Source organism: Mesorhizobium sp. B2-5-4, from assembly GCF_006441095.1.
In the GTDB taxonomy this organism is placed as follows: domain Bacteria; phylum Pseudomonadota; class Alphaproteobacteria; order Rhizobiales; family Rhizobiaceae; genus Mesorhizobium; species Mesorhizobium salmacidum.
Genome location: NZ_VFUR01000001.1, coordinates 13,824 through 38,842 on the forward strand (window position 1 = coordinate 13,824; position 25,019 = coordinate 38,842).

The window sequence follows — 25,019 nt, forward strand, 5'->3', positions numbered from 1 at the left end:
ATAACCCTGGCAGCCGACGATGATCAAATTCGGGCGCGATTGCGCCGCGACCGTGGCTCGCCTATCCCTGAAAAATGTCTCCGCTCACCGAAACCGTCCTGTTCGTCTTCAGTCTTGTCGCGCTCGGCTATCTCGCCGGGTACACAGGTTATCTGAGACCGGCGAGCGGCGAGGGGATATCCGACTTCGCGGTCTCCGTGGCAATGCCGCTGCTTCTGTTCCAGACCATGGTCAAGGCCGATTTCCATGGCGTGGCACCATGGCCGCTATGGGGTGCCTATTTTACCGCCGTGGCGATCACCTGGGCGGCGGGCCATGTCGTCACCACGCGAATCTTTGGTCGCGATGCACGCGCCGGGGTCGTCGGCGGGGTGTCATCGGCCTATTCCAATGTGGTGCTGCTCGGTGCCCCCTTCATCCTTGGCATATTTGGTCCGAGCGGCTTCGAAGTGCTGTCGCTGCTGGTCTCGGTGCATCTGCCGATCATGATGATGGCTTCGATCGTGCTGTTCGAGATGTTCGGCCGGGGCAGCGGCGACCATGTGCATCCGTTGCGCGTCATCCGCAGCTTCCTGAGGCGGCTGTTCATCAACCCACTGATCATCGGCATTATCCTGGGGCTGGCATGGCGGCTCAGCGGCGTGCCGTTGCCCGGTCTCGTCATGCGGCTGGTCGATGCGCTGGCGAATACGGCCGGGCCGGTGGCGCTGTTTGCCATGGGGCTCAGCCTGCGCCGCTTCGGCATATCAGGCAATGTCCGGCCGGCCCTGGCGCTTTCGGCGCTGAAGCTGTTCCTGATGCCGGCGCTGGTTCTTGCCTTCGTCTGGCTGCTCGGCCTGCCGCCGTTGACTGCCAAGGTGGCGGTCGTGGTGGCGGCGCTGCCGTCCGGCATCAATTCCTATCTCATCGCCGTGCAGTTCAACACCGGCCAGGCGCTGGCATCGAACCAGATGACCATCGCCACGGCTTGCGCGGTCCTCACCACCGCCTTCTGGCTGATGGTGGTCCTGCATGTCTTCGGGTGAGATTGACGACGGCGCATGCCAACCCGCTCTCGTCTTGCGCTGGTCCAACCCCTATATGCCATCTTGCGATTGCTTGCGAGGCTTTCCCTAGGTTAAGAGCAATGGCTCCAGCGTGCGGCCCTGCCTGCGCTTTACCGAAGACATCCAGATAGCGGCCCGTGAGCGCCGAACGGAGGCTAGACCATGCTTCAGAAAACCAGCCATTTCATGCGCCAGGCCAATCTCATCAACGGCGAATGGGTGCAGGCCGACAGCGGCCAGACGGTCGATGTGAACAATCCAGCCACCGGCCTCAAGATCGGCACGGTGCCGAAGTCGGGCAAGGCAGAGACACGCCGTGCCATCGAGGCGGCCGACGAAGCTTTCAAGACCTGGCGCAAGACGACCGCGCTCGAACGCTCCAAGCTGCTGCGCAAGCTGCATGATGCGATGATGGACAATCAGGACGTGCTGGCTGAACTGCTCACCATCGAGCAGGGCAAGTCGCTGTTCGAGTCCAAGGGCGAGATCGGTTCGGCCGCCGCCTACATCCTGTGGTTCGCCGAAGAAGGCCGCCGTACTTATGGCGACGTCGTGCCCTCGCCATGGGCGGACCGTCGCATCCTGGTGACCAAGGAACCGGTCGGCGTCATTGCCGCCATCACACCGTGGAATTTCCCGTCCTCGATGCTGGCCCGCAAGCTCGGTCCCGCACTTGCCGCAGGCTGCACCGCCGTGGTCAAGCCGGCCTCGCAGACGCCGTATTCGGGTCTCGCCTGGGGAGCGCTGGCCGAGGAAGTCGGCTTTCCCAAGGGCGTCGTCAACATCCTGACCGGCGCGGCCGGCGAGATTGGCGACGAGATCTGCGCCAATCCGCTGGTCAAGAAGATCACCTTCACCGGCTCGACCGAGGTCGGCAAGATCCTGATCCAGAAATCGTCGGTCACCGTCAAGAAGGTGTCGATGGAACTCGGCGGCAACGCGCCGTTCATCGTCTTCGACGACGCCGATGTCGAGCGTGCCGTGGCCGGCGCGATCACCGCCAAATATCGCAATTCCGGCCAGACCTGCGTCTGCACCAATCGCTTCCTCGTCCAGGCCGGTGTTTACGACAAGTTCGTCGAGAAGCTCGCTGCAGCCAGCAACGGCCTGAAGGTCGGTTCCGGCCTCGAAGAGGGCGTCCAGCAGGGGCCGCTGATCGACGAGAAGGCGGTGGAGAAGGTCGAGGAGCTGATCGCCGATGCCACCTCGAAGGGCGGCAAGGTCGTCGCCGGCGGTCATCGCCATGCGCTGGGCGGCTCGTTCTTCCAGCCGACGGTCATCGCCAACGCGACGCCGAAAATGCGCTTCATGAAGGAAGAGATCTTTGGCCCGGTCGCACCCGTGTTCAAGTTCGAAACCGAGGAAGAGGCCGTCGCGCTCGCCAACGACACCGAGTTCGGCCTTGCCTGCTATTTCTACACCGGCGATCTCGGCCGCGCCTTCCGGGTCATGGAAGGCCTGAAATACGGTATGGTCGGCGTCAATGAAGGGCTGATCACCACTCCGGAAGCGCCGTTCGGCGGCGTCAAGGAATCCGGACTTGGCAAGGAAGGCGGACATCAGGGCATCGAGGATTACCTCGATACTAAATATGTGTGCATCGGCGGCCTCGGCCTCTGATAGGCTGGTGTTGGGGCAGGCTGGTAAACCTGCCCCAGGCTGAACAACCAGCCGAAGTCCTTTGGATCCACTGGCATTTGCGGGCATGATGATGAAGGACGGCGAGGTTTTCGGCACGACGCAGGCAGGCGAACCGATCCGCCGCTTTACGATCAGGGGCGGCGGCCTCAGCGCCAACGTCATCGGGCTTGGCGCCATCGTCCAGGACCTGCGCCTGATCGGGCACGACGCGCCGCTGGTCCTCGGCTACAACAATCTGGAGGCCTATGAGACCGACACCGGCTTCTTCGGGGCAGTGGTTGGGCGCTACGCCAACCGCATCGGCGACGGCCGCTTCACAATTGGCGGCAACCGCTACCAGACCGAGCGCAACTTCCTGGACAAGCATACGCTGCATGGCGGCTCGCAAGGCTACTCGCACCGTCCATGGGCGGTTTCACTGCATGGCAGGGACTTCGTCACGCTGACATTGCACGATCCCGATGGCGCGATGGGCTTTCCCGGCGCGCTCGACGTTACCTGCACTTACCGGCTGAAAATTCCCGGCACGCTCAGCGTCGAACTGACGGCGACCTGCGAGGAGCCGACGCCGTGCAATCTCACCCAGCATTCCTACTTCAACCTTGATGATGGCGGCACGGGCGACATTCTCGACCACAGGATGATGCTGAACGCCGGCGCCTATCTGCCTGTCGACGGCGACATGATCCCGACCGGCGTGGTCAAGCCGGTCGACGGCACGCCCTTCGATTTTCGTCAGGCGCGGCCGCTGCGCATGGAGACCGAGGGCGAACAGCTGCCCTACGACCAGAATTTCTGCCTGGCCGCGGCGCGCGGGCCGCTCAAGCAGGCAGCGTGGGTGCAAGGGGCGAATTCCGGCGTCGAGATGGAAGTCTGGACCACGGAGCCCGGGGTCCAGCTCTACACCGGGCAATATGTGACGCCGCGCATCGGTCTGGAAGGACGGAATTACAAGGCCTTCAGCGGCTTCTGCCTGGAGCCGCAAATATGGCCGGACGCGCCGAACCGGCCCTATTTCCCGCAGGCGACGCTATGGCCGGGCGCGATCTACCACCACGTGACCGAATATCGCTTCCGGCAGAGTTAGCTTTTTCAGGGCTTGTCGAACGCCGCTCGTAGCGTCTCGAACGGCGCCAGCGCCCCGCGGACCTGCACCACGGCAGCGGCAACGCGGTGCGCGTGGCGGACAGCGTCCGTCGGACCAAACCCGGCAAGCCGTGCGGCGAGATAGCCGCCATTGAAGGAATCCCCGGCACCTGTCGTATCCACGGGCACCGCGACATGGATTGCGGCGACCTCCCGCAGCGCTCCACCCTCGGCAACCAACGCCGGCGCTTCGCCGTTCTTGACCACGACCTCCTTGACCAATTGACCGAGGCGATCAGCGGTCGCCTGCGGTGTGTCATCGCCGAACAGCATCTGTTCGTCCGGGAAAGTCGGCAATGCAATGTCGGTGACGGCGAGCGCTTCGACGATCGCTGCCTGCGAATCCTCGCGGCGGCGCCAGAGCCGTGGCCGATAATTCGGATCAAAGGCGATCAGCGAGCCCGCCGAGCGTGCCTTAGCCACGGCAACCAGCAGTGCCTTGCGCGAGGCCTCGTCGAGAATTGCCAAAGTGATCCCGGAAAAATACACAAGCGCCTGATTTTCCAGGTTTTTCGACAACGCCGCTGGATCCGACGCGAGCTGCCTGGCGGCGGCGTCGCCGCGCCAGTAAGTGAAGGAGCGCTCGGCGCCGGTCAGCGTGATCGCATAGAGGCCGGGGCGCGCGCCCGGTACGACCGGGCTGGAGCCGATGCCGATGCCGTTTTCTGCGAAGAAGGCGATCTGGCCCTGTGAGAAGGGGTCGTCGCCGAAGGCCGAGACATATGTTGCCGGCCGGTCAGCGCTCAGCGCATGCAGCGCCCACAGCGTGTTGAACGTGTCGCCGGCAAAGCCCATGCGCCAGTTCGGGCCGGTCTGTCCCGACAGTTCGAGCATGCATTCGCCGATCGAGGCGACGCCGTTTCCCACCATCTGCAATCCTCCAGTGATTTCGGTGCTGTAGCTTTTTGGCGGACGCAGCGCCATGCTTGGCAAGCAGGCTTTTTTCCGCCACAGCGTTTTCCCACAGGCTGGCGGGATGCGATCCGCCCGGCAGAACGTTATCCGCAGAAGAGGAACCGGTTTGGCATCATTATGGCGTTATTTCCTGGCAGGTCTTGGTCTGGCTGCTTTGCTGGTCGGCGTTCTCGCGGCCGTCTATCTGACGGCGCCGCATTCGGCACAGCCCGTCGGCCCGGATGTCTCGCGGACCAAGAAAACCGACAATGGATTGTACGTAGCGAGTTTCGTGCCGGAACGCGGCGTGGTGCGGCAGGGCGAGCTGGAATCCTGGCTGCTGACGCTGAAGACAAAGACAGGGGCTTCGGTGGAGCGAGCCGCGATCACCATCTCCGGCGGCATGCCGCAACACAATCACGGTCTGCCGACCAGCCCGCAGGCGACCGATTATCTGGGCGAGGGACGCTACCGCATCGAAGGGGTGAAATTCACCATGAGCGGCTGGTGGCAACTGCGTTTCGCCATATCGTCCGGCGCGGGCTCCGACACTGTGCTGTTCAACGTGGTGCTGTGAGCGGTCGATGAGGCGCTTTTTCTGCTTTTTTGCGCTGACGGTGGCGGCCATCCTTGCCGGTTGCGGCAAGCCGGATTTTTCCGATGCCGAGAAGAAAATGATTGCTTCGCTGGCATTGAACACACTGCCAGCGCTGAAGCCGGACACCACCAATCGCTTTGCGGATGTGCCAGCCGCCGCCGCACTTGGCTCGACGCTGTTCTTCGACGTCGGGATGAGCCGCGACGGTACGGTGTCCTGCTCGACCTGCCACAAGATCGACCGCCAGTTCCAGGACGACCTGCCGCAGGCCGTCGGCGTTGGGCGCACCAACCGGCGCACCATGCCACTGGCCGGTGTGGCGCGCGACCCCTGGTTCTTCTGGGACGGACGTCGCGATAGCTTGTGGGCGCAGGCGCTGACCCCCCTCGAAAACCCGTTGGAACAGGCTGGAAACCGCACCGCCTATGCGCGTTACATGAAGACACGCTTCGGCGAACGCTATGAGCGGATCTTCGGGCCATTGCCTGATTTGTCCGGCATTCCGCCGAATGCCAGCCCGCTCGGAAGCGATGCCGAAAGGACAGCCTGGAACGCGATGAGCGGCGCGCAGCGTGATGCGGTGAACCGCGTCTACGCCAATATAGGCAAGGCGATCGCCGCTTTCGAACGCTCGATCGAGCCGTCGCCGACGCGCTTCGACCGCTTTGCACTGGACCTTGCCACAGGTGCCGAGCCGAAAGGCGATGCGGCCTTTTCGCAAGAAGAAATCCTTGGGCTGAAACTGTTCATCGGCAAGGCCAATTGCGTGACCTGCCACAACGGCCCGCGCTTGAGCGACAACGGTTTTCACAACACGGGCGTGCCGCCTGTTGCCGGCCTGCCGGCGGATCGTGGGCGCGTCGATGCGGTGGCCCAAGTCGAGGCCGACCCGTTCAACTGCTTCGGCGCTTATCGCGATGGCGACGCCAGTGCCTGCGGCGAACTGCGCTTCATGGTCAAGGATGCGCCGGAACTTGTGCGCGCCTACAAGACGCCGTCGCTGCGCGGTGCGGCGACGCGTCCGCCTTACATGCATGCCGGGCAGTTTTCATCGCTCGACGAGGTTGTGGCGCACTACGCCAAAGCAGCAGGAAGTGTTGAGGGCACCTCTGAAATTCACCCGCTTGAGCTGTCCGACCACGAGCGCGCCGCACTGGTGGCGTTCCTGAAGACGTTGTCGGAATAGGTTACCTATCCTTCACCGTTTCCATCGCCACGAAGGTCGAGGTCTGGGCGACGTGGGGCAGGGCCGAGATGCGCTCGCCGAGCACGCGGCGGTAGGCGGCGATGTCGCGGGTGCGGACCTTCAGGAGATAGTCGAAGCTCGACGCCATCATGTGGCACTGCTCGATCTCCGGCACGGCCTGTACGGACCGGTTGAAGGCATCGAGCGCGGCGGATCGGGTGTCCGACAATTTCACCTGGACGAAGGCGACATGGCCTTCGCCCATGCGTTCGCGGTCGATGATCGCCTGGTATCCCCTGATATAGCCGTCCTTCTCCAGCCGCTTCACCCGCGCCTGCACCGGTGTCTTCGACAAGCCGACCCTGGCGGCCAGTTCCGACATGGAAAGCCGGCCGTTGCTGGCCAATGCCGACAGGATGTTCCTGTCGATGCGGTCTAATTGGTCTTCTGTCATCGAAACCGCAGCCTGAATCAGCAATTTTCGGCAACATGATAAGTCGATTGAGCTGCCGTGTCGATTTTTTCAGACCGCCTGAAATCTGGCACTTGTGCTAGCTTGCGCCATTCGGTCCGGTGACCGCCGGCCGCTCCCTTATGCTTGCTCATAGGACCGCCATGCCGCTCGACGCCATCCGCCAGCAGATCCGTGCCAATTATTTGCCCGACGAAGACGCAGCGGTTAAGCGATTGGCCGAGGCGACCGGGCTTTCTGCCGGACACCGCAAGGCGATCTCGGCCCGCGCGACCGACCTGGTGCGGGCGGTACGGGGCTCCACCGATCCCCGGCTGATGGAGGTCTTCCTCTCCGCCTACGGTCTCTCCACCAAGGAAGGCGTGGCGCTGATGTGCCTGGCCGAGGCGCTGTTGCGCGTGCCCGACACCGAGACGATGGACGATCTCATCGCCGACAAGATCGCGCCGCACGACTGGTCGGCGCATTCCGGTGGTTCGAGTTCCATTTTCGTCAATGCCTCGACCTGGGCATTGATGCTGACCGGCCGGGTGCTCGACGAAGGCGAGGGGGGCATCGAAGGCACGCTGCGCTCGATGGTGCGAAGGCTGGGCGAACCCGTCATCCGCAAGGCGGTGGCCGCCGCCATGCGCGAGATGGGCGAACAATTCGTGCTTGGCCGCACGATCGCGGAAGCCGTCAAGCGCGGCCGGCCGATGACCCAGAAGGGTTATCTCTATTCCTTCGACATGCTGGGCGAAGCGGCTCGCACCGAGGCCGACGCCTTGCGCTACCACAAGGCCTATGCCGACGCCATTTCCTCGCTCGATGCCGGCTCGAACGGGCCAGATATCCGGTACAACCACGGCATTTCGGTCAAGCTCTCCGCGCTGCATCCTCGCTACGAGGTGGCGCAGAAGGAAAAGATGCTGCCTGTGATGGCCGAGCGGCTGTTGTCGCTGGCTCTGGCCGCACGGTATTCGCGGATGGGCCTCAACATCGATGCCGAGGAAGCGGATCGTCTGGATCTGTCGCTCGATGTCATCGAGCGGGTGCTGGCCGAACCGGAACTCGCCGGCTGGAATGGTTTTGGCGTCGTCGTGCAGGCCTATGGCCCGCGCGCGGCTTTCACCATCGACTGGCTCTATGCGCTGGCTAAAAAAAACAATCGCAACATCATGGTTCGGCTGGTCAAGGGCGCTTATTGGGACACCGAGATCAAGCGTGCGCAGACGCTCGGACTGTCAGGGTATCCCGTGTTCACGCGCAAGGCCAACACCGACGTTTCCTACATCGCATGCGCGAAAAAACTGCTTGGGATGACCGACCGAATCTATCCGCAATTCGCCACCCACAATGCCCACACCGTCGCCGCCATTCTGTCGATGGCGGACAACCGCGACACCTTCGAATTCCAGCGCCTGCACGGTATGGGCGAGGCCTTGCACGAAACCGTGCGCCGGTCGGAGGGCACGCGTTGCCGCATTTACGCGCCGGTCGGCGCGCATTCGGACCTGCTTGCCTATCTGGTCCGTCGACTGCTGGAGAACGGGGCGAATTCCTCCTTCGTGCATCAGCTGACCGATGAGGACGTCAAGCCGGAGGACATCGCGCGTGATCCATTGGAAACGGTCGAACGCCAGGGTACCGCCGCCAATCCGACGATTGCCCGGCCTTCCCAGATATTTGGCGCGGGCCGTCGCAACTCGAAAGGGTTCGACATTACCGATGCGGTGACGCTGGCTGCTATCGACCAGGCCAAAGCGGCATTCGCGGGTCCCGATCGCTGGCACGCCAAGCCGATCACGCGCGCCGCCGGCTACGGCAAGCAGCGCCCGATCGTCAATCCGGCAAAACCTTCCGAGGTCGTCGGCATGGTTCACGAGGCCGCCGCCAAGCAAGTCGCGACCGCCGTGCGCATCGCGGTGGAGGCGCAGCCGGCCTGGGCAAAACGGCCGGTCGCCGAGCGTGCCGGCATCCTCAACCGCGCGGCTGACCTTTACGAGGCCAATGCCGTCGAGTTCTTTGCGCTCGCTACGCGCGAAGCCGGTAAATCGTTGGCAGACGGCGTCGCCGAGGTGCGCGAGGCCGTGGACTTCCTGCGCTATTACGCCACCGAGGCGGCGAATGCCGAGGCGGGCACGCAAGCGCGCGGCGCCATTGTCTGCATTTCGCCATGGAATTTCCCGCTCGCCATCTTCACCGGCCAAGTCGCGGCAGCACTCGTCACCGGCAATTCGGTGATCGCCAAACCGGCTGAGCAGACGCCGCTGATCGCCTTCCGCGCCGTCGAGATGCTGCGCGAGGCCGGTGTGCCGGAGGACGTCATCCAGTTCCTGCCCGGCGACGGGCCATCGGTCGGTGGCCCGCTGACTGCGGATCCGCGTATTGCCGGCGTCTGCTTCACCGGGTCGACCGAGGTTGCCAAGCTGATCGAAAAACAACTGGCCGAGACCGCGGTGCCGGACGCCATGCTGATCGCCGAGACCGGTGGTCTCAATGCCATGATCGTCGATTCTACCGCGCTGCCCGAACAGGCGGTGCGCGATATCCTGGCGTCGGCCTTCCAGAGTGCCGGCCAGCGCTGCTCGGCGCTGCGCGTGCTCTATGTGCAGAAAGACGTCGAGAAGAAGATGCTGGAGATGCTGAAGGGCGCCATGGAGGCGCTCAACGTCGGCGATCCCTGGCTGATCTCGACCGACATTGGGCCGGTCATCGACAACGAGGCGCAGGCCTCGATCCGCGATTATTGCACGACGATGGGGCTGCAAGGGCGGCTGATCGCCAAACTGGAAGCCCCCAAGGACGGCCGCTTCGTCGCGCCGCATGTCTTCCGGGTCAAGGGCATCGAGGAGATGGAGCGCGAGGTGTTCGGGCCGGTGCTGCACGTCGCCAGTTTCGACGCCGATCAGATCGACAGCGTCATCGCCGCCATCAACCGCAAGGGTTATGGCCTGACCTTCGGTCTGCACACCCGCATCGAGGGGCGTGTGCAGCATTTCGTCGACGGCATCCATGCCGGCAACATCTATGTCAACCGCAACCAGATCGGCGCCGTCGTCGGTTCGCAGCCATTTGGCGGCGAGGGCCTCTCCGGCACCGGGCCGAAGGCAGGCGGCCCGTACTATGTCAGGCGCTTCCGCAAGGGGTCGGAAGCAGGCACGGAAGTTGGCGAAGGCCACAAGGTTACGGCGACCGAGCTTGCCGACAATCTGCCCGATCCGGCACTTGGCGGCTGGTCGACGCGGCCGGACCGGATCGCCATCCTGAGGAAGCATCTGCGTGGCAAGGGCGCGGCCGCGATCGGTGCCGCCGCCAGCATCGATTTCGGCCAGGTCGATTTGCCTGGCCCGACCGGCGAGGCCAACACGCTGTCGCTGTCGCCGCGCGGCCGGGTGCTGTGTCTCGGGCCGGACGCCGACACGCTGCTAGCCCAGACCATCCAGGCGCTCGCCGCCGGCAATGCGGTGCTGGCGGTGGCGCCAGGTGCCCCGGCTACCCTCTCCGCATTGACGGGGAAAGGCCTGCCGCTGGCGGCCATCGATGGCCGCCCCGATCCGGTCGAGGCGCGCTCGCTGCGCGTCGATGTCGTTGCTTTTTCAGGCACGCCCGAGGCGGCGCGCATCGTGCGCAAGGTCATCGCCGAGCGCAGCGGGCCGATCGTGCCGCTGGTCAGCGAGGTGCTCAATCCGGCGGCCTATGCGCATGAGCGGGCGGTCTGCGTCGACACGACGGCAGCGGGCGGCAATGCCAGCCTGTTGGCCGCTGCATAGACTGGTCGATACTTACGCGCCTTCGACAACGGAAAAGCCCTCGAATTGCGGGTGGCCGAGATAGTGGACTTTTGTCGTGCCGACATTGCGGTGGGCGGCGCGAAAATTCTCCGACTTGGTCCAGGCGACGAAATCGTCATGGCTGGCCCAGACCGTATGCGAGGCAAAAAGCGTGTAGCCTTCGGCCTCGTTGACCGGACCGTGCAGCAGATGGAACTCGCGGAAGCCTTTCATCTCGGCAAGGCTGGAATCGCGGTTCTTCCACACGGCTTCGAACTCGGCCTCGGAGCCGGTCTGCACCTTGAAGCGGTTCATGGCGATATACATGGGGTTCCTTTCAGCAGGTCTCGAACGTTGATGATTGATGGCTTGAGTGAATGGCCACGGCTCAGAACGGACCGATTGGCGCCTTGAAGCGCCAGATCGACATCCCGGTCTCGGGCGGGATTGGCGGGAATGGCGCCTGTTTTCGCACCAGCTCCAATGCGAATTGATCAAGCTCCGGCGAGCCGGAGCTCTTGGCAAGTTGCAAGTCGGCAACGTTGCCATCGGCAAGCACGACAAATGCCACCATCGCGTTGTTGCGGGCTGTCGTTTGCGCGGATTTCGATACACGGCGATTGGCGCGAGCCAACTTGCTGGCCACTTCGCCGCTATAGCGGGAAGCCGCCGCGTTGCCGGCCTCGCTTTGCTTTCTCCCTTTGCTGGCAATGGCCGCCTTGATTTCATGGCCGTCAGCCGAGCCGCGCTTCTCGTATGGTTCGCCGGCATTTGCTGGAGCACTTTCCGGGCTCGGCCTTGCGATGGGAACCTGCGGCTGCTCTGGAACCGAGGCAGGCGTTTCGGTGTCCTCGGCCTGCACGGTCGGTTGCGCCGGCATTTCAGTTCCGGGAGGCGCCACGCTCTGGTCATCGGAACGCGGCGTCCCCGCCACCAGTATGTCCGGCGTGCCCGCCGGCAGCTTGACAGGTTCCGGCAGAGGCTCGGGAGGGGGCTTCGCGCCTTCCTGCGCGGGACGTGGAGGTTGTGTCGGTGGCATTGACCCCGCTGCCTTTGCCGGTTGCTGCTTGGCCGGCTGCGGATTCGGCACCAGCGTGACATTCATCGCCGCCGGGTCCTTGTCCAGGGCGCTACCGACCACCTTGTCTCCTGAGTGATCGCTGCCTTCCGACTGCACCCCGCCCTGGAGATCGAACGTTCCCGTTGGCGATATAAAAAAGGCCGCCGCCACGCCTGCGTGGAGCAGGCAGGAAACGACGATCGCAGCCGGCCATTTGCCGGTGCCGGCAGGCGGCCGCGTCTGGGCAAGCGGCTCGGCCGGCACGATGGCCAACTCGTCGCCGGCAGTGGGGAAGGAACTGATTTCCTGCATGTCGCGCGGCGGAAAATGCAGCGGCCCAGGCGCCATTGTCAAATCAAGATAGGCTGGCTCGAACAGCAGTTCTGGTCCCACATCAGACGCCGAAAGCAACTCCGGTCCTGGTGTCCGTCTTCAGCTTGCGCAAGCAGGCGGCCGGTTCGAGGCCCGTGCCGGCGCATTCCGTCGCGCTGTTGATCAGCACACGGCTGACCTTGGTGCAGTCGGTGCCGGCCAGGTCAAAGCGCGTCACCTTTGTCTTGCCCGATGGCAAATCCTTGAAGTCGAGCACCGTCAGCCGGTCGACCACCCCGGCCTCGTTGAACAGGGCGATCTCGAACGTCGCCTTGGTGAGGCCGGCGCCGATATTGTTGTTGACCAGGAAGGTCAGCCGGCAGCCCTTGTCGGAAGCTTGCGCGGCATTGAGTTCGATGATCAGGACCGGCGCGGACTGTTCAGCCCACGCCGGAACGATCGCGAGCGACATCGCCAGCGTCGAGGTCAGCAGACGAAGGGATGTCGTCAAGCTCGTCATGCTCAGCCTCCAAATCGCATGGTTGCGGCCAGCTTCAGCGTGATGCCCGGTTCATGGACAGCGACCGTCGTGCCACCGTTCAGCGGGTTGGCGTATTTGACGTCGAACAGGTTGTCGGCACGGAAATCGACTTTCAGATTGTCGGTCGCCTGATAGCTGGCGAATGCGTTGACCAGTATGTAGTCCGTGGCCACCGCATTGCCCTTCGGCTTGCCGTTATACTGTACCTCGCCGCCGACGGTCAGCTTGTCCTCGAGGAAGCGCAAGCCGAGCTGAGCGGTGACCTGAGAGGAAGGAATGGTGGCGAGGTCGGCTTCCACACCCTTGTAGGAAACCGTGTGGCCATTTGTGATCGAAGCCGAGAGGCCGGCGTAGCCCCATGCCGCGTCGTAGACACCTTCCAGCTCGAGGCCGTCGATCTTGGCCTTGGCGAAATTCTGATACTGGAAGCAGATCGGGATGCCGGGGCCGAAGGGGCAGCCGCTGCCTGGAGCGAACGGCGACAGCGTTACTCCGTCGATATAGTCGTCGACATCGTTGTTGAAATAGGCCGCCTTGATACGGAGTGCGTCGCCAGCCTCGAAGATGTCGTTCTGCTTGTAGTTGACGCCGAACTCGGTCGTCTTGCCGGTTTCAGGCCGCAGATTTGGATTGGGCAGGAACGGGAAGCTGACGCCAGCCGGATGGTTGCCGCTGATCAGCGTTTCCGTGATCGACGGCGAGCGATAGCCTTCCGCATAGGTGCCGTAGAATTGCAGGCCGGCAAGCCCGGCGCTCTCGAACGGCGAGACACCGACCGTGACGCGCGGCGATAGCCTGTCGCCGGAAATATCGTGCGTGTCATCCTTCAGGCTATAGCTGTCGTAGCGCAGGCCGGCGATGACTTCGAGCCAGTCCCAGCTGAGCTTGTCTTGGACGTAGGCGCCCGACACATTCCGCTTGCCAGAAGGGGTGTAGAAACTGTCGCCGCCGGCAGCGCCGCCCGTCTTGACGCTGTCGCCGACCCAGTCACCGCCATAGGTCAGTTCATGCGCGATGCCGCTCGTCTCGAACCGTGACGTGTTCCAGATATCGATGCCGGTCGTGCCGACATCGAATGTCGACCGCGATCCTGTCGGCAGCACCACGGGAAAACCGGTCACCGGATCGAAGCGGTTCTGCGGCACAAGACTGGTCAGGTCGAGATTGGTCTTGTTGTAGGAGGTGTTGATGTGGAGATCGAGCCAGCTCTTGTCTTCGTCCGTGATGTTGTAGCGGGCCGTGAAGGTGTTCGACTTCAGGTCGACGTCATTCACAGACAGGCCGCCGCTGGTCTCGTTCCAGCCATCGCTAGAGCCGACCCAGCCAAGCTTCAGTTCACTGTTCTCGGTCGGCCGGATGGTGGTCTTGAGCAGGCCGCTCAGCACGTCGAAACCAGTGCCGTTGACGGTGTCGCCGTCGCCGTCCTTGTAGTTGTCGTAGTCGCGGTAGACGATGTTGCCCAGCACGTCCCAGTTCTGATTGATCCGATAGGCGCCGGATGCGCTTGATGTCCAGCCCTTGCCGTTGCTTTCGTAGCGTCCAGTAACGGAGCCTGCCCAGGTTTCGTCAGGGTTGAGGAAATCCAGCGCATCCTTGGTATCGAAGAAGACGACGCCGCCAATGGCGCCAGAACCATAGGTGTTGGCGACCGGACCGCGGATCACGTCGAGGGATTTGACCAGTTCGGGATCGATGTAGAAGGTCGACTGGGTGCCGTGGTCGGAACGCTGGAAATTCTGGCGCGCGCCATCGACGATTACTGCGACGCGGCCGAAATCCTGCAGGCCTCGGATGTTGATGCTGGTGCTGACGCGCCTGGCGTCTGCCTGCGCGGCGACACCTGGTACGCCGAGCAGCATTTCGTTTGGCGTCGTCGCCATGCGGCGGTCGAGTTGCTCCTGGTCGACGTGGCTGGCCGAAGCCAGCGATTCGATCGCCGTTTCGCCGGTGCGGCTGAGCACCAGGATCTTGTCGAGCAGCGTCGCGCCCGAGGGAGCTGCTTTTTCCTGATCAATCTTTTTCGATTGACCGGTCTGCTCGCTCGCCGGCTGCGTCGCCTGTTGCGCGTGCGCCGATGGCGCGGATAGGGCGATCGCCGCCACGCTTGCAAGCGAAGCCATTGCACGGTTCGCCTTCGACCGGCCGCGCCATTCCCAGTTCATCAACCCCATGCCCCAACTCCAAATTCCAGGTTCCATGCTGGCTGGCCCGGGGCTTGCTGGCATTTTCGATCGTATCCGGCATCTTAAATGTTGACTCATTTACTCCGGTATTGCACTGACTAGTAAACATGATTATTCGAGTCAAGAAATGAATCGGCAATTTCGCAACGCCTAGCCAGATGCCCGGCACAGGAAAGGGATCGACCCAGATGAACACGCACAATCCCAACGATTTTCGCTATCGCGTCCGCCGTTCGGACGATGCCTCCGCCCGTTTCGATCGGATTCCGCTGGCGGTGCGAACGCTGTCCAGCAACACGCTGTTTCAGGGCGAGCACGAGATCGGCATCGAACATCATGGAGCGCTCTACCGGCTGAAGATCACCCGCCAGGGCAAGCTCATTCTCAACAAGTAAGGCAAGGCATCAGGGGTAAAGACATGGACCAGCGCGTAAAACCCGCTCCGCATGAAATCCGGCGGGCACGGACCGAGAATACGAAAACGCGCGAGCGTGACCTTGCCGCCCAGCTCGGCATTTCGGAGGCCGAGCTGGTCGCCGCGCATTGCGGCGACGGCGCCGTCCGCATCGAACCGCGCGTCAACGACCTCCTGACCGGTCTCGAGGCCGTTGGCGAGGTCATGGCGCTGACCCGCAACGAAAGTGCGGTGCACGAGAAGATCGGGGTCTATGACAAGGCCGTCACCGGCAATCACAATGCCATGGTGCTTGGCGAGAACATCGACCTGCGCATCTTCCCGAAAGTCTGGGCGCATGGCTTCGCCGTGGAGAAGCGGGACGGCGACGACATTCGCCGCAGCCTGCAGTTCTTCGATGCGGCCGGCGAGGCGGTGCACAAGGTGCATCTGCGCCCGGCCTCCAGCCTCTATGCCTACCAGAAGCTGGTCGCCTCACTGGAATCGTCGAACCAGGAGCCGACAACCGACATTTCACGGCCCGTTCTCGATGAGGAAAACGAGGCAGGGACCGCAAGCCTGGACGATCTGCGTGACCGCTGGAGCCAGCTGACGGACGTGCACCAGTTCTTCGGCATGCTGAAGACGTTGAAGCTCAGCCGCCGCCAGGCGGTGCGCATGGTCGGCCAGGACTATGCCTGGCTGCTCGACAATGACGCGATCCGGGCCATGTTCCATCACGCCGCCGAAGGCGAGATGCCGATCATGTGCTTCGTGGGCAACCGCGGCTGCATCCAGATCCATTCCGGCCCGGTCAAGTCGATCAAGACGATGGGACCGTGGATCAATGTGCTGGACGAGACCTTTCATCTGCACCTGCGAATCGACCACATCCACGAGGTCTGGGCGGTGCGCAAGCCGACAAAGGACGGCCATGTCACCTCGCTCGAGGTCTATGCCGCCAATGGTGACATGATTATCCAGTTCTTCGGTAAGCGCCATGAAGGCGAGGGCGAACGCGACGACTGGCGTTTCCTGGCCGAGCACCTGCCGCGCATTCCAAGCCCGACGGCAGCCTGAGGAAAGTGTAATGCGTTCTGTTTCGAGACCATCCGCCCTGCGCGGATCGATCATCGGTTCCGCGATCGGCCTTTCCCTGGCTTTCGCGGCAATGCAACCAGCCGGCGCCACCGAAGGCGTTTCGGTCTTCGCCGACCCTTCGAAGATCGCCGCCATTGGCGGTTCCATCACCGAAATCGTCTATGCGCTTGGCGAGGAAAAGCGTCTCGTAGCGCGCGATTCCAGCAGCCTCTATCCGAAAGCGGCACTCGAATTGCCCGATGTCGGCTACATGCGCCAGCTGTCGCCGGAAGGCGTCTTGTCGGTCAATCCGACAGCCATACTGGCATTGCACGGCAGCGGCCCCAAGGAAGCCGTCGACGTGCTGAAGAAGACGAGCATTCCCTTCATCGAAGTGCCCGAGCAGTACAACCGCGAAGGCATCCTCCAGAAGGTCCGCATTGTCGGCAAGGCGCTCGGGGTCGAGGCCAAGGCGGAGGTGCTGGCCAAGGCGCTCGATGCCAAACTCACGGCCGCTAAAAAGCAGACAGAATCGATCAAGGAGCGCAAGCGCGTCCTGTTCGTGCTCTCGATGCAGGGCGGCAAGATCATGGCGGCCGGCAGCGACACCGCGGCCAACGGCATGGTCAAGCTGGCGGGCGGGGTCAATGCGGTGGAAGGCTTTTCCGGTTACAAGCAGATGTCCGACGAAGCGATCGTCACCGCCAGGCCGGACGTGATCCTGATGATGAGCAATGCCGGGCCGCCGGTGTCGGACGACGAAGTGTTCGGCAATCCATCCATAGCCTCGACGCCGGCCGGCACCGCGCGCAAGCTGATCCGCATCGATGGCGCCTATCTGCTCGGCTTCGGGCCACGCACGGCCGACGCCATCCACGACCTCGCCGTGTCGCTTTATGGCGCACAGGTCACGGACTGAGCATCATGGCCGACCAGTCGATCGCCGGTCCAGTGAAGGCGATGGGTGCATCCGAAGGCGATCGTTCCGGTCGCGCCCGTGCCGTCATCCTCTTGCTGTGCCTGGGCCTGGCGATCGCCGTCTTGCTTTCGCTCATATCCGGGGCGTCGGACGCATCCGCCGTGAACGTCATCAGGGATTGGCTCTTTGGCACCGTCCCTGGCGATGCGGCCCTCAACGCGCGTGACAGTCTGATCGTCTACGAAATCCGCCTGCCGCGCGTCATCCTCGGCATGCTGGTGGGCGCGGCGCTCGCGGTTTCCGGCGCCGTCATGCAAGGGCTGTTCCGCAATCCGCTCGCCGATCCCGGCCTGATCGGGGTTTCAGCCGGCTCCAGCCTTGGCGCGGTGGCCGTCATCGTGCTCGGCGGGACCGTGCTGGTACCGGCGACCGCCTTGCTCGGAACGCTCGCGCTGCCGCTTGCGGCGTTTTTCGGCGGCCTCGCCACCACACTGGTGCTTTATGAGGTCGCCACGCGACGCGGGCAAACCTCGGTCGCCACCATGCTGCTCGCCGGCATAGCCCTGGCGGCACTTGCCATGGCGCTGACCGGAATCCTCATATTCCTGGCCGACGATCGCCAGTTGCGCGACCTGACCTTCTGGTCACTGGGATCGCTCGGTGGTGCGACATGGGCCAAGATCGCTTCCCTAGGGCCCATCATCATCTTGGCGCTGGCGGCGATGCCATTCCTGGCCCGCGGCCTCAATGCGCTGGCGCTCGGCGAGGCCACCGCCGGCCATCTCGGCATACCGGTGCAGCGGCTGAAATACACAGCCATCATTGGTGTCTCGGCGGCGGTCGGGGCGTCCGTCGCCGTCAGCGGCGGCATCGGTTTCGTCGGCATCGTGGTGCCGCATCTGTTGCGCCTGCTGATCGGCCCGGACAATCGTTACCTGCTGCCGGCCTCGGCGCTGCTCGGCGCCTCGCTATTGCTGCTCGCCGATGCCGTCGCCCGCACCATCGTGGCGCCGGCCGAATTGCCGATCGGTATCGTCACCGCCGTCGCTGGCGCGCCGCTCTTCCTGTGGATCCTGTTGCGCAAGCGCGGCGTGATCGACCTGTGAGTTGGGACCTTGTTGGAGTGTTTCATGATCGAAGCGCGCGATGTTTCTGTGGCGATCGGCAAGAAGCGTATTGTCGTTGATGTCGATTTCGAAGTCGGGCCGGGTGAAATCTCGGCCATCGTCGGTCCCAACGGCTCGGGCAAGACGACCTTTCTCAAGGCGATGTCGGGGGATCTCGCCCATACCGGACGGATCGTCATCAACGGTCGCGAGCTGTCGACGATGAAGCCGGTCGAGGCTGCGACGGTGCGAGCGGTGTTGCCTCAGGCAACGACCTTGTCCTTTCCCTTCACGGTGCGCGAGATCGTCAGGCTTGGCCTGGTCGGTGGCCGCGCGGGGGTGCTGCCCGGCGAGAACGAACGCCTGCCGGAGCGGGCGCTGGCGCGGGTCGATCTCGATGGCTTTTCCGGGCGTTTCTACCAGGAACTTTCGGGTGGTGAGCAGCAGCGCGTCCAGCTTGCGCGCGTGCTGTGCCAGGTCTGGGCGCCAGTGCTCGACGGCAGGCCGCGCTATCTCTTCCTCGACGAACCGGTTTCCAGCCTCGACATCAAGCATCAGCTGATCATCATGAACATCGCCCGCGATTTCGCCAGAAGAGGCGGGGGCGTGGTCGCGATCCTGCACGACCTCAATCTGACGGCCATGTATGCCGACCGCATCTTCGTGATGCATCGCGGCCGGCTGGCCGCGACCGGCTCGCCGCGGGAGGTGCTAAGCGATGAGCTGATCGAAAAGGTGTTCGATTGCCGGCTCAAGGTCGGCGTGCTGCCGGCTAGCGACATGCCGTTCGTGCTCCCGCAATCGTCAGTCAGCTGATATTCAGCCGACCTCGCACGACGCGACAGGGATCAAGCTGCCGGCGCGCGGCGCTCCATCAACAGATCGATGCCGAGCAGGTTGCGCACATTCGGCCGCGCCGCCACCAGGTCGGCGATCGTGTAGCGGGCAAGCACGGCGAAGAAGGCGTTGAGCGCCTCGCGCAGCGCTGAATTCAACGCGCAGCTGTCGACGAGCGGGCATTCGGCCGCGTCGTTCTCGAAGCACTCCGCCATGGCAAAGCTTTCCTCGGTCACGCGCACAACGTCGAACAGGCTTATCGCTTCGGCGGCACGGCCGAGCCGTACCCCTCCGTTCCGGCCGCGGACAGTCTCGACCAGGCCGTTCTCGACCAAAGGCTGCAGGATCTTGAACAGGAACAGTTCCGACACCGAATAGGCGGCCGCGATCTCCGGGATGCGGCTCAACCGTTCATTGTTGGCGGCACAATACATCAGGATGCGCATGGCGTAGTTGGTTTGGCGGGTAAGCCGCATTTCATCCTCACAAAGCGCTGGCACGGTGCAACCATGCCAGAGTGTAGACTTGCTGGCGCGGCTTCATCCGGATTTTCGGAGTCTCCACGCTGGCCTCGACGGAATATGGCCTATACCTTGGAATAATTCCAGACTAGCTTCGAGTTATAGCTGAATATTATCGTCAACTTTATGTGCCTGACCAGGTGAAACCCCGGGGGTAATCGCTGTCACGGGCATTCTGGCGGTCGAAACACTAAATAGGCTGAGATCGACGAGGAGCGGCCCATTCATGGCTCAATCGGACCAGTCCCTGGCGCCAGTGCGGTTCGATGCCGACGCGGGCGCCAAGCTTTCCGCGCTGCGGCGGACAAAGTTCGTCGCCACGGCGGCACTGGCGCTCTGCGTGCTGGTCTTTGCCCTGGCCAAGTCCTTCCAGAGCAGCTATCCGTGGCTCGGCTTCGTCGCCGCCTTCGCCGAGGCGGCAACCATCGGCGGCCTTGCCGACTGGTACGCGGTGGTGGCGCTGTTCAAACGGCCGCTTGGGCTGCCCATTCCCCACACCGCCATCATCCCGGAAAACCAGGATCGTATCGCCGACAATCTCGGCCGTTTCATCGAGGTCAATTTCCTGGCGCCGGAGCCGGTGCGTGAAAAACTCGCCGAGGTCGATTTTTCGGCACTCGTCGCCGACTGGCTGGCCGATGCCGAGCGCGCCGCCGACCTGTCGCGCTTCGTCGTGCGGCTTGTGCCGCAGACGCTTGCCGCCGTCGAACAATCCGGCCTGCGCGGTTTCGTCACCAGCCGCATGCTCGAACAGATCGAAAAGGTGCCGCTGGCGCCGCTGGCCGCCGAACTCTTGTCGGCGCTCACCGACGATCGCCGCCACCAAAAGCTGTTCGATGAGTTCATCAAGGTCATCGGCCGGTTTCTCAACGACGAACAGGCGCTGGCGACGATGCGCGACAAGATCCGTGAGGAATTGCCGTCGCTGTTCAACCTGTTCCGCGCCGACGCCTATCTCCTGAAGAAGATCGTCGCCTCGGCGGGCTCCCTGCTGGACGAGGTGCGTGCCGATCCCGACCACCCGATGCGCGCCGAATTCGACCGTTTCGCGCTAGGCTTCGTCGAGCGGCTGCGCACGTCCAAGCAATATGCCAAGCGAGCGGAGAAAATGAAGCGCGATTTCCTCGCCAGACCCGAAGTCAGGGCGCTGGCCGGCGACATGTGGGAGAGCCTCAGCCTGTTCATCGAGCAGGATGCCAAGGCGCCGAATTCGCTGATCCGGGAGCATCTCGCCAACATGTTCGTCGAGGTCGGCCGCCATCTTGCCGGCGATGCGCAGATCCGGGCCGACATGAACGGAGGATTCGTGGTGGCGCTGGCCTCTTTCGTCGAGAGCCAGAAGAGCGGCGTATCGAAATTCATCGCCGACCAGGTCAAGCGCTGGGATCTGGCGCAACTGACGCGCCTGATCGAGATGAACATCGGCAGGGACCTGCAATATATCCGCTTCAACGGCATGATCATCGGCGGGCTGGCCGGCATCGTGCTCTATACGATCGAGTTGCTGCTCCCGGTCAATTGATCCGTATCGACCGCCAGGCGTGCGTTCGAAATGGACACACGGCATTCGAGTGCTATTCTCCAGTCGAGGGCGTCCGCACCCGCGGCAACAGGGGAGAAGACAAGCATGGCCAGGCAACCGGAATCCGATTCCTTCATGGAGATGTTCGGCAGATTCGGCCGTGACCTCAAGGTGCCCAACGTCGATGTCGAGGCGATTCTTGCGCACCATCGCAAGAATCTGGAAGCGCTGGAGAAGGCGGCACGGACCAGTGCGGCCGGGGCATCCTCGCTGTTGTCGAAGCAGCGCGAAATGCTGCAGGACACGCTGCGGGAAGTCGCCGACATGGCGCAAAGCTACCGCGCTCCGGGCAATCCGCAGGAGCTCATGGCCAAGCAGACGGAGTTTGCCAGAAAATCCTTCGAGGCGGCGCTCAAGAACGCCGGTGAAGTGGCTGAACTGGCAAGGAAATCAGGCACCGAATCGATCGATATCCTGCGCGCGCGCATCAAGGAAGCGATGGAGGAGGTCCGCGCCGGTTACGGGCAGAAGTAGGTTCTCATCGGCTGTCGTTCCGTCCTCGGCCAAGCACGCCGGTTCGCGATTCCGCAACCTTGCGCATAGTTGTATTAGCGCCACAGCATAAGCTCCCGGCAGCCTGGAAGGTTGGAAAATCCGAATTCGGCCTGCCATCGCGTGGCAATGCATGGCACGAGTGAGCTCGACTCCGCCGGAACGGATTTGCGCAGGATGAATTGACAGAGGCCGCCGGTTCGTGGTCCGGAAGCTTGGAAGCGATCGGGAAAGCAGGAATGACGGAAGTACGGCCTAAAACGCCGCCTAGCTACGAGCAGCTGAGAACGATGTCCGGACAGGAGCTCGGCGTCTCGGAATGGACCACGGTCGACCAGAACCGTATCAACCAGTTCGCCGACTGTACCGGCGACCATCAATGGATCCACGTCGATCCTGAACGGGCGCGGCGGCAAAGCCCGTTCCGCACCACGATCGCGCATGGCTATCTGACGTTGTCGATCATCGGCGCATTGGCCCTCGACATGGGGATCGTTCCCGAGAATACGCAGGCCGCCTTCAATTACGGTTTCGACAAGGTGCGTTTCCTGGCGCCGGTCAAGGTCGGCGCACGCATTCGCCTGCGCACGACGCTGCTTTCCATGGAAGACAGAGGCCCGGGCCAGTATCTGATGAAGGCAGCCAATACGGTCGAGATCGAAGGGGAGGAAAAGCCGGCGCTGATGGCTGAAACGCTGGTCATGCTCTATGAGCGCCGCAGACGGGCAGGGGCCTGAACGGCGGTCCTTTGGGACGCCCTACGCCGGCCAAACAGGTCACGCAATCCCGGGCCGGGTACGGCCGGCAAAGCGTAGTGAGATTAGCGCGAGCAACAGCGCAACCAGCGCTAAGGCCGCTGCCGTCTGAAAGGTGACCTGCATGCCCCGGGCGGCCGAAGCGGAACTCAGGACGTCCTGACCTGTTCCTTGCCGCGTACCGGCCGATGCAATCGCGAATATGGCGCCCATCAGCGATGCGCCGGTGATGAGGCCGAGATTGCGCGACAGGTTGAGCAGACCGGAAATGACGCCACGTTCGTTTGCGCTTCCACCGCCCATGACGTTCGCGTTGTTGGAGGTCTGGAACAGGGCGTAGCCGAAGCATGTGACGGTGATTGGAACGACATAGCTGGCAATGCCGAACTTGGTCAGGGCAAGCGACAGGAGGAACGTCCCCGTGGCGAGGCAGGCCAGGCCGGCGACCATCATCGCGTGGGCGCCGAGGCGATCGGTCAGGCGGCCGGCCAACAGCGCCGACAGGGTCGAGACAAGCGGCCCGGTCGAAAGCGCCATTCCGACCATCGCGGCATCCAATCCGAGCCCGCGCGACAGATAGAACGGAGCAACCACGAGGGTTGCCATCATCACCGTCGCGACGATGAGACTCATGGCAAGGCCGGCGCTCAGCCGTGGGTCGCGGAAGCGGGCGAGTTGGACAAGGGGCACCTTCGCCTTCGCCTGCGCAATGGCGAACACGATAACGCCGACACCGGCCACGACCAGCAGGCCCAAATTGGGCATGCCGAAATTGCCTCTGCCAAGCGTCAACGCCAGGGCATAGGCGCCCAAGGTAAGGGCCAGCAGGGCGGTGCCCATGACGTCAAACGTGCCTCGAGCGACCTCCATTGTCCCGCTGCGCGCCGGCAGGGCACGCCAGGCGAGAGCGAAGGTCAGAAGGCCCAGCGGGACATTGACCAGAAAGATAGCCCGCCAGCCAGGGCCAGCGATCAAAAAGCCACCAAGCGAAGGCCCGAGCGTTGTGCCGATCGCGGACATGGCGCCGAGCAGGCCCATGGCGCTGCCGGTTCGCTCCTTGCTCACGGTTTCCGCGACGAAGGCCAACGTCAGCGCCATCATCAGCGCGGCGCCAAGCCCCTGCATGGCGCGTGCCGTGATCAGCAGCCAGAGCGTCGGTGCCAGGCCGCAGAGCGCCGATGCCAGCGTGAACAGCGCGATGCCGCCGAGCAGCAACGGCCGGCGCCCGAACATGTCGGCCAGCCGCCCGGCGCCGACGATCAGTGTCGTGATGGCGAGCAGATAGGCGAGAACCACCCATTGCACGGACTGGAACGATGCATCGAAAGCCTGCATGAGCGAGGGCAGCCCGACGCTGGCGATGCTGGTTCCCAAGGACGATAGCAGCGTGGCGAGCGACAGGCTCGTCAGCGCCAGGCCGGTGGACCGGGCCTGTTGCGGCGCCGATATCAGTTCCCGATTTTGCTCAGCGAGTGCCAAGGCGATCTCCTTCTGTCTGCTCCCGAAGCGGAGCTGTCGGAGATCTAGTCTTGTGGCTGATATGGCGGAAGGTGCAGCATTTGCATCTTATCCGTGCGTCAAACGCCATATCATGCTAGGATAGACCGATGACATCACCCGATCTCAATCTGCTGTTTGCCCTCGATGTCCTGCTGGCCGAGGGCAGTGTGGCGCGCGCGGCGCGCCGTCTGCGCCTCAGCCCCTCGGCGATGAGCCGAACGCTGGCGCGGCTGCGCGAGGCAACGGGCGATCCTCTGCTGGTGCGCGCCGGGCGCGGTCTGGTGGCGACGCCGCGTGCGGAGGAATTGCGGTCACAAGTCGGCCGTGTCGTCCAGGACGCGGAAGTGCTCCTGCGCCCTGCCGAGTTGCTTGACCCCCGGAGTCTGGACCGGATCTTCACATTGCGCACCAACGAAAGCTTCGTGGAGGAGTTCGCGCCCCGTCTCGTCGCCCGCATCGAGGCCGATGCGCCAGGGGTGCGGCTGCGTTTTGCGCCGAAGTCCGATAAGGATGCGATGTCGCTGCGCGAAGCGGCGATTGACCTAGAAATTGGCGTTGCCGGCGAGACCGGACCCGAAGTGCGCATCCAGGCGCTGTTTCGCGACCGTTTCATCGGCGCTGTTCGATCAGGCCATCCCCTGAGCGAGGGCAAGGTGACGCCCGAGCGCTATGCGGCTGGCCGGCACATTGGTGTTTCGCGGCGCGGCCGCGAGAAGGGGCCGATCGACGAAGCGCTGAATGGGTTTGGCTTGCGGCGGACGGTGGTGTGCATGGTCTCGGGCTTTTCGGCGGCACTTGCCATGGCCCGAGCCTCGGACCTGATCGCCAGCGTGCCGGAGCGACATACGACAGGAGCGCGCGCCGGCATGCACAGTTTTCCCCTGCCGGTCGCCACCTTGGACGTCACCATCTCCATGCTCTGGCATCCGCGCCTCGATGCCGATCCGGCACAACGCTGGTTGCGTGAGTGCGTGCGCGCGGTTTGTTCGAAGCACTGACGAT

Annotated in this window: 23 protein-coding genes; 15 read left to right on the plus strand and 8 right to left on the minus strand. The window is 63.4% G+C overall.

Annotated features, from left to right (window positions below; all coding sequences use genetic code 11):
* Nucleotides 1–74 precede the first annotated feature (74 nt).
* The 3 genes from FJ492_RS00065 (at nt 75) to FJ492_RS00075 (ending at nt 3,774) form a co-directional block, all read left to right on the plus strand.
* Nucleotides 75–1,025: an AEC family transporter gene (locus FJ492_RS00065; protein ID WP_140711377.1), complete on the plus strand. Its 951-nt coding sequence runs from the start codon at nt 75–77 to the stop codon at nt 1,023–1,025.
* Between the two features lie 183 nt (nt 1,026–1,208).
* Nucleotides 1,209–2,666 carry an NAD-dependent succinate-semialdehyde dehydrogenase gene (locus FJ492_RS00070; protein ID WP_140711378.1) on the plus strand — a complete coding sequence of 486 codons (1,458 nt, stop codon included), beginning with the start codon at nt 1,209–1,211 and terminating at the stop codon, nt 2,664–2,666.
* A gap of 85 nt (nt 2,667–2,751) precedes the next feature.
* The gene (locus FJ492_RS00075; RefSeq protein ID WP_140502690.1) at nt 2,752–3,774 is read left to right on the plus strand and encodes an aldose epimerase family protein; all 1,023 of its coding nucleotides are present in this window, start codon (nt 2,752–2,754) and stop codon (nt 3,772–3,774) included.
* A gap of 5 nt (nt 3,775–3,779) precedes the next feature.
* On the opposite strand, the gene FJ492_RS00080 is transcribed toward FJ492_RS00075, so the two are convergent.
* Complete coding sequence (locus FJ492_RS00080) at nt 3,780–4,703, minus strand: sugar kinase (protein WP_140767928.1); 924 nt, start codon at nt 4,701–4,703, stop codon at nt 3,780–3,782.
* Nucleotides 4,704–4,854: 151 nt separating this feature from the next.
* On the opposite strand from FJ492_RS00080, the gene FJ492_RS00085 reads away from it, so the two are divergent.
* Nucleotides 4,855–5,304 carry a FixH family protein gene (locus FJ492_RS00085; protein WP_140502693.1) on the plus strand — a complete coding sequence of 150 codons (450 nt, stop codon included), beginning with the start codon at nt 4,855–4,857 and terminating at the stop codon, nt 5,302–5,304.
* A 7-nt stretch (nt 5,305–5,311) separates the two neighbouring features.
* The gene (locus FJ492_RS00090; protein WP_140711380.1) at nt 5,312–6,511 is read left to right on the plus strand and encodes a cytochrome c peroxidase; all 1,200 of its coding nucleotides are present in this window, start codon (nt 5,312–5,314) and stop codon (nt 6,509–6,511) included.
* A 1-nt stretch (nt 6,512) separates the two neighbouring features.
* On the opposite strand, the gene FJ492_RS00095 is transcribed toward FJ492_RS00090, so the two are convergent.
* Nucleotides 6,513–6,965, minus strand: a complete 453-nt coding sequence (locus FJ492_RS00095; RefSeq protein WP_140502695.1) for an Lrp/AsnC ligand binding domain-containing protein — start codon at nt 6,963–6,965, stop codon at nt 6,513–6,515.
* Between the two features lie 161 nt (nt 6,966–7,126).
* Here FJ492_RS00095 and putA point away from each other — a divergent pair, with 161 nt between their 5' ends.
* A complete protein-coding gene (gene putA / locus FJ492_RS00100) occupies nt 7,127–10,735 on the plus strand; it encodes a bifunctional proline dehydrogenase/L-glutamate gamma-semialdehyde dehydrogenase PutA (RefSeq protein WP_140767930.1) in 3,609 nt (1,202 codons plus the stop codon).
* 12 nt (nt 10,736–10,747) lie between these two features.
* Here putA and FJ492_RS00105 read toward each other — a convergent pair whose 3' ends face one another.
* The 4 genes from FJ492_RS00105 to FJ492_RS00120 all read right to left on the minus strand — a co-directional run bounded on the left by FJ492_RS00105 (nt 10,748) and on the right by FJ492_RS00120 (nt 14,819).
* A complete protein-coding gene (locus FJ492_RS00105) occupies nt 10,748–11,062 on the minus strand; it encodes an antibiotic biosynthesis monooxygenase (RefSeq protein ID WP_140502697.1) in 315 nt (104 codons plus the stop codon).
* Between the two features lie 61 nt (nt 11,063–11,123).
* Nucleotides 11,124–11,966: an energy transducer TonB gene (locus FJ492_RS00110; RefSeq protein WP_246675839.1), complete on the minus strand. Its 843-nt coding sequence runs from the start codon at nt 11,964–11,966 to the stop codon at nt 11,124–11,126.
* Between the two features lie 223 nt (nt 11,967–12,189).
* A complete protein-coding gene (locus tag FJ492_RS00115) occupies nt 12,190–12,627 on the minus strand; it encodes a hypothetical protein (protein WP_140767932.1) in 438 nt (145 codons plus the stop codon).
* Nucleotides 12,628–12,629: 2 nt separating this feature from the next.
* Nucleotides 12,630–14,819: a TonB-dependent hemoglobin/transferrin/lactoferrin family receptor gene (locus FJ492_RS00120; protein WP_140767934.1), complete on the minus strand. Its 2,190-nt coding sequence runs from the start codon at nt 14,817–14,819 to the stop codon at nt 12,630–12,632.
* A gap of 200 nt (nt 14,820–15,019) precedes the next feature.
* On the opposite strand from FJ492_RS00120, the gene hemP reads away from it, so the two are divergent.
* From hemP to FJ492_RS00145, 5 genes are read left to right on the plus strand one after another with little or no spacing between them, the layout of a single operon-like run.
* Nucleotides 15,020–15,226, plus strand: coding sequence for a hemin uptake protein HemP (hemP, locus tag FJ492_RS00125; RefSeq protein ID WP_027051401.1), 207 nt, complete (start codon nt 15,020–15,022; stop codon nt 15,224–15,226).
* Between the two features lie 23 nt (nt 15,227–15,249).
* Entirely contained in the window at nt 15,250–16,305 is a 1,056-nt protein-coding gene (locus FJ492_RS00130) for a hemin-degrading factor (RefSeq protein ID WP_140767936.1), read from the plus strand.
* A gap of 10 nt (nt 16,306–16,315) precedes the next feature.
* Nucleotides 16,316–17,224 (plus strand): hemin ABC transporter substrate-binding protein, encoded by a 909-nt coding sequence (locus FJ492_RS00135; protein ID WP_140767938.1) that lies wholly within the window; start codon nt 16,316–16,318, stop codon nt 17,222–17,224.
* Nucleotides 17,225–17,229: 5 nt separating this feature from the next.
* The gene (locus FJ492_RS00140) at nt 17,230–18,330 is read left to right on the plus strand and encodes an iron ABC transporter permease (RefSeq protein WP_140767940.1); all 1,101 of its coding nucleotides are present in this window, start codon (nt 17,230–17,232) and stop codon (nt 18,328–18,330) included.
* Between the two features lie 24 nt (nt 18,331–18,354).
* Nucleotides 18,355–19,146: a heme ABC transporter ATP-binding protein gene (locus tag FJ492_RS00145; protein ID WP_140751699.1), complete on the plus strand. Its 792-nt coding sequence runs from the start codon at nt 18,355–18,357 to the stop codon at nt 19,144–19,146.
* A 32-nt stretch (nt 19,147–19,178) separates the two neighbouring features.
* Here FJ492_RS00145 and rirA read toward each other — a convergent pair whose 3' ends face one another.
* Nucleotides 19,179–19,643, minus strand: coding sequence for an iron-responsive transcriptional regulator RirA (rirA, locus tag FJ492_RS00150; RefSeq protein ID WP_027144053.1), 465 nt, complete (start codon nt 19,641–19,643; stop codon nt 19,179–19,181).
* A 271-nt stretch (nt 19,644–19,914) separates the two neighbouring features.
* Here rirA and FJ492_RS00155 point away from each other — a divergent pair, with 271 nt between their 5' ends.
* The 3 genes from FJ492_RS00155 to FJ492_RS00165 all read left to right on the plus strand — a co-directional run bounded on the left by FJ492_RS00155 (nt 19,915) and on the right by FJ492_RS00165 (nt 22,499).
* Complete coding sequence (locus FJ492_RS00155) at nt 19,915–21,210, plus strand: DUF445 domain-containing protein (RefSeq protein WP_140751701.1); 1,296 nt, start codon at nt 19,915–19,917, stop codon at nt 21,208–21,210.
* Nucleotides 21,211–21,315: 105 nt separating this feature from the next.
* Nucleotides 21,316–21,744, plus strand: coding sequence for a phasin family protein (locus FJ492_RS00160; protein WP_140767942.1), 429 nt, complete (start codon nt 21,316–21,318; stop codon nt 21,742–21,744).
* A 257-nt stretch (nt 21,745–22,001) separates the two neighbouring features.
* Complete coding sequence (locus FJ492_RS00165) at nt 22,002–22,499, plus strand: MaoC family dehydratase (protein WP_140502708.1); 498 nt, start codon at nt 22,002–22,004, stop codon at nt 22,497–22,499.
* Nucleotides 22,500–22,538: 39 nt separating this feature from the next.
* Here FJ492_RS00165 and FJ492_RS00170 read toward each other — a convergent pair whose 3' ends face one another.
* Nucleotides 22,539–23,996, minus strand: a complete 1,458-nt coding sequence (locus FJ492_RS00170) for an MFS transporter (protein ID WP_140767944.1) — start codon at nt 23,994–23,996, stop codon at nt 22,539–22,541.
* A gap of 128 nt (nt 23,997–24,124) precedes the next feature.
* Here FJ492_RS00170 and FJ492_RS00175 point away from each other — a divergent pair, with 128 nt between their 5' ends.
* Nucleotides 24,125–25,015 (plus strand): LysR family transcriptional regulator, encoded by an 891-nt coding sequence (locus tag FJ492_RS00175; protein ID WP_140767946.1) that lies wholly within the window; start codon nt 24,125–24,127, stop codon nt 25,013–25,015.
* The last annotated feature ends 4 nt before the right edge of the window (nt 25,016–25,019 follow it).

What these genes read in the sequence shown, in the direction of transcription:
- FJ492_RS00135 (WP_140767938.1), top strand. Translation starts at nt 16,316, where the DNA reads ATGCGTTCTGTTTCGAGACCATCCGCCCTGCGCGGATCGATCATCGGT.
- FJ492_RS00115 (WP_140767932.1), bottom strand. Translation starts at nt 12,627, where the DNA reads ATGACGAGCTTGACGACATCCCTTCGTCTGCTGACCTCGACGCTGGCG.
- FJ492_RS00080 (WP_140767928.1), bottom strand. Translation starts at nt 4,703, where the DNA reads ATGGTGGGAAACGGCGTCGCCTCGATCGGCGAATGCATGCTCGAACTG.
- FJ492_RS00065 (WP_140711377.1), top strand. Translation starts at nt 75, where the DNA reads ATGTCTCCGCTCACCGAAACCGTCCTGTTCGTCTTCAGTCTTGTCGCG.
- FJ492_RS00070 (WP_140711378.1), top strand. Translation starts at nt 1,209, where the DNA reads ATGCTTCAGAAAACCAGCCATTTCATGCGCCAGGCCAATCTCATCAAC.
- FJ492_RS00165 (WP_140502708.1), top strand. Translation starts at nt 22,002, where the DNA reads ATGACGGAAGTACGGCCTAAAACGCCGCCTAGCTACGAGCAGCTGAGA.
- FJ492_RS00130 (WP_140767936.1), top strand. Translation starts at nt 15,250, where the DNA reads ATGGACCAGCGCGTAAAACCCGCTCCGCATGAAATCCGGCGGGCACGG.
- FJ492_RS00090 (WP_140711380.1), top strand. Translation starts at nt 5,312, where the DNA reads ATGAGGCGCTTTTTCTGCTTTTTTGCGCTGACGGTGGCGGCCATCCTT.
- FJ492_RS00175 (WP_140767946.1), top strand. Translation starts at nt 24,125, where the DNA reads ATGACATCACCCGATCTCAATCTGCTGTTTGCCCTCGATGTCCTGCTG.
- hemP (WP_027051401.1), top strand. Translation starts at nt 15,020, where the DNA reads ATGAACACGCACAATCCCAACGATTTTCGCTATCGCGTCCGCCGTTCG.
- FJ492_RS00160 (WP_140767942.1), top strand. Translation starts at nt 21,316, where the DNA reads ATGGCCAGGCAACCGGAATCCGATTCCTTCATGGAGATGTTCGGCAGA.
- FJ492_RS00145 (WP_140751699.1), top strand. Translation starts at nt 18,355, where the DNA reads ATGATCGAAGCGCGCGATGTTTCTGTGGCGATCGGCAAGAAGCGTATT.
- FJ492_RS00120 (WP_140767934.1), bottom strand. Translation starts at nt 14,819, where the DNA reads ATGGGGTTGATGAACTGGGAATGGCGCGGCCGGTCGAAGGCGAACCGT.
- FJ492_RS00105 (WP_140502697.1), bottom strand. Translation starts at nt 11,062, where the DNA reads ATGTATATCGCCATGAACCGCTTCAAGGTGCAGACCGGCTCCGAGGCC.
- FJ492_RS00140 (WP_140767940.1), top strand. Translation starts at nt 17,230, where the DNA reads ATGGCCGACCAGTCGATCGCCGGTCCAGTGAAGGCGATGGGTGCATCC.
- FJ492_RS00155 (WP_140751701.1), top strand. Translation starts at nt 19,915, where the DNA reads ATGGCTCAATCGGACCAGTCCCTGGCGCCAGTGCGGTTCGATGCCGAC.
- FJ492_RS00095 (WP_140502695.1), bottom strand. Translation starts at nt 6,965, where the DNA reads ATGACAGAAGACCAATTAGACCGCATCGACAGGAACATCCTGTCGGCA.
- putA (WP_140767930.1), top strand. Translation starts at nt 7,127, where the DNA reads ATGCCGCTCGACGCCATCCGCCAGCAGATCCGTGCCAATTATTTGCCC.
- FJ492_RS00075 (WP_140502690.1), top strand. Translation starts at nt 2,752, where the DNA reads ATGATGATGAAGGACGGCGAGGTTTTCGGCACGACGCAGGCAGGCGAA.
- rirA (WP_027144053.1), bottom strand. Translation starts at nt 19,643, where the DNA reads ATGCGGCTTACCCGCCAAACCAACTACGCCATGCGCATCCTGATGTAT.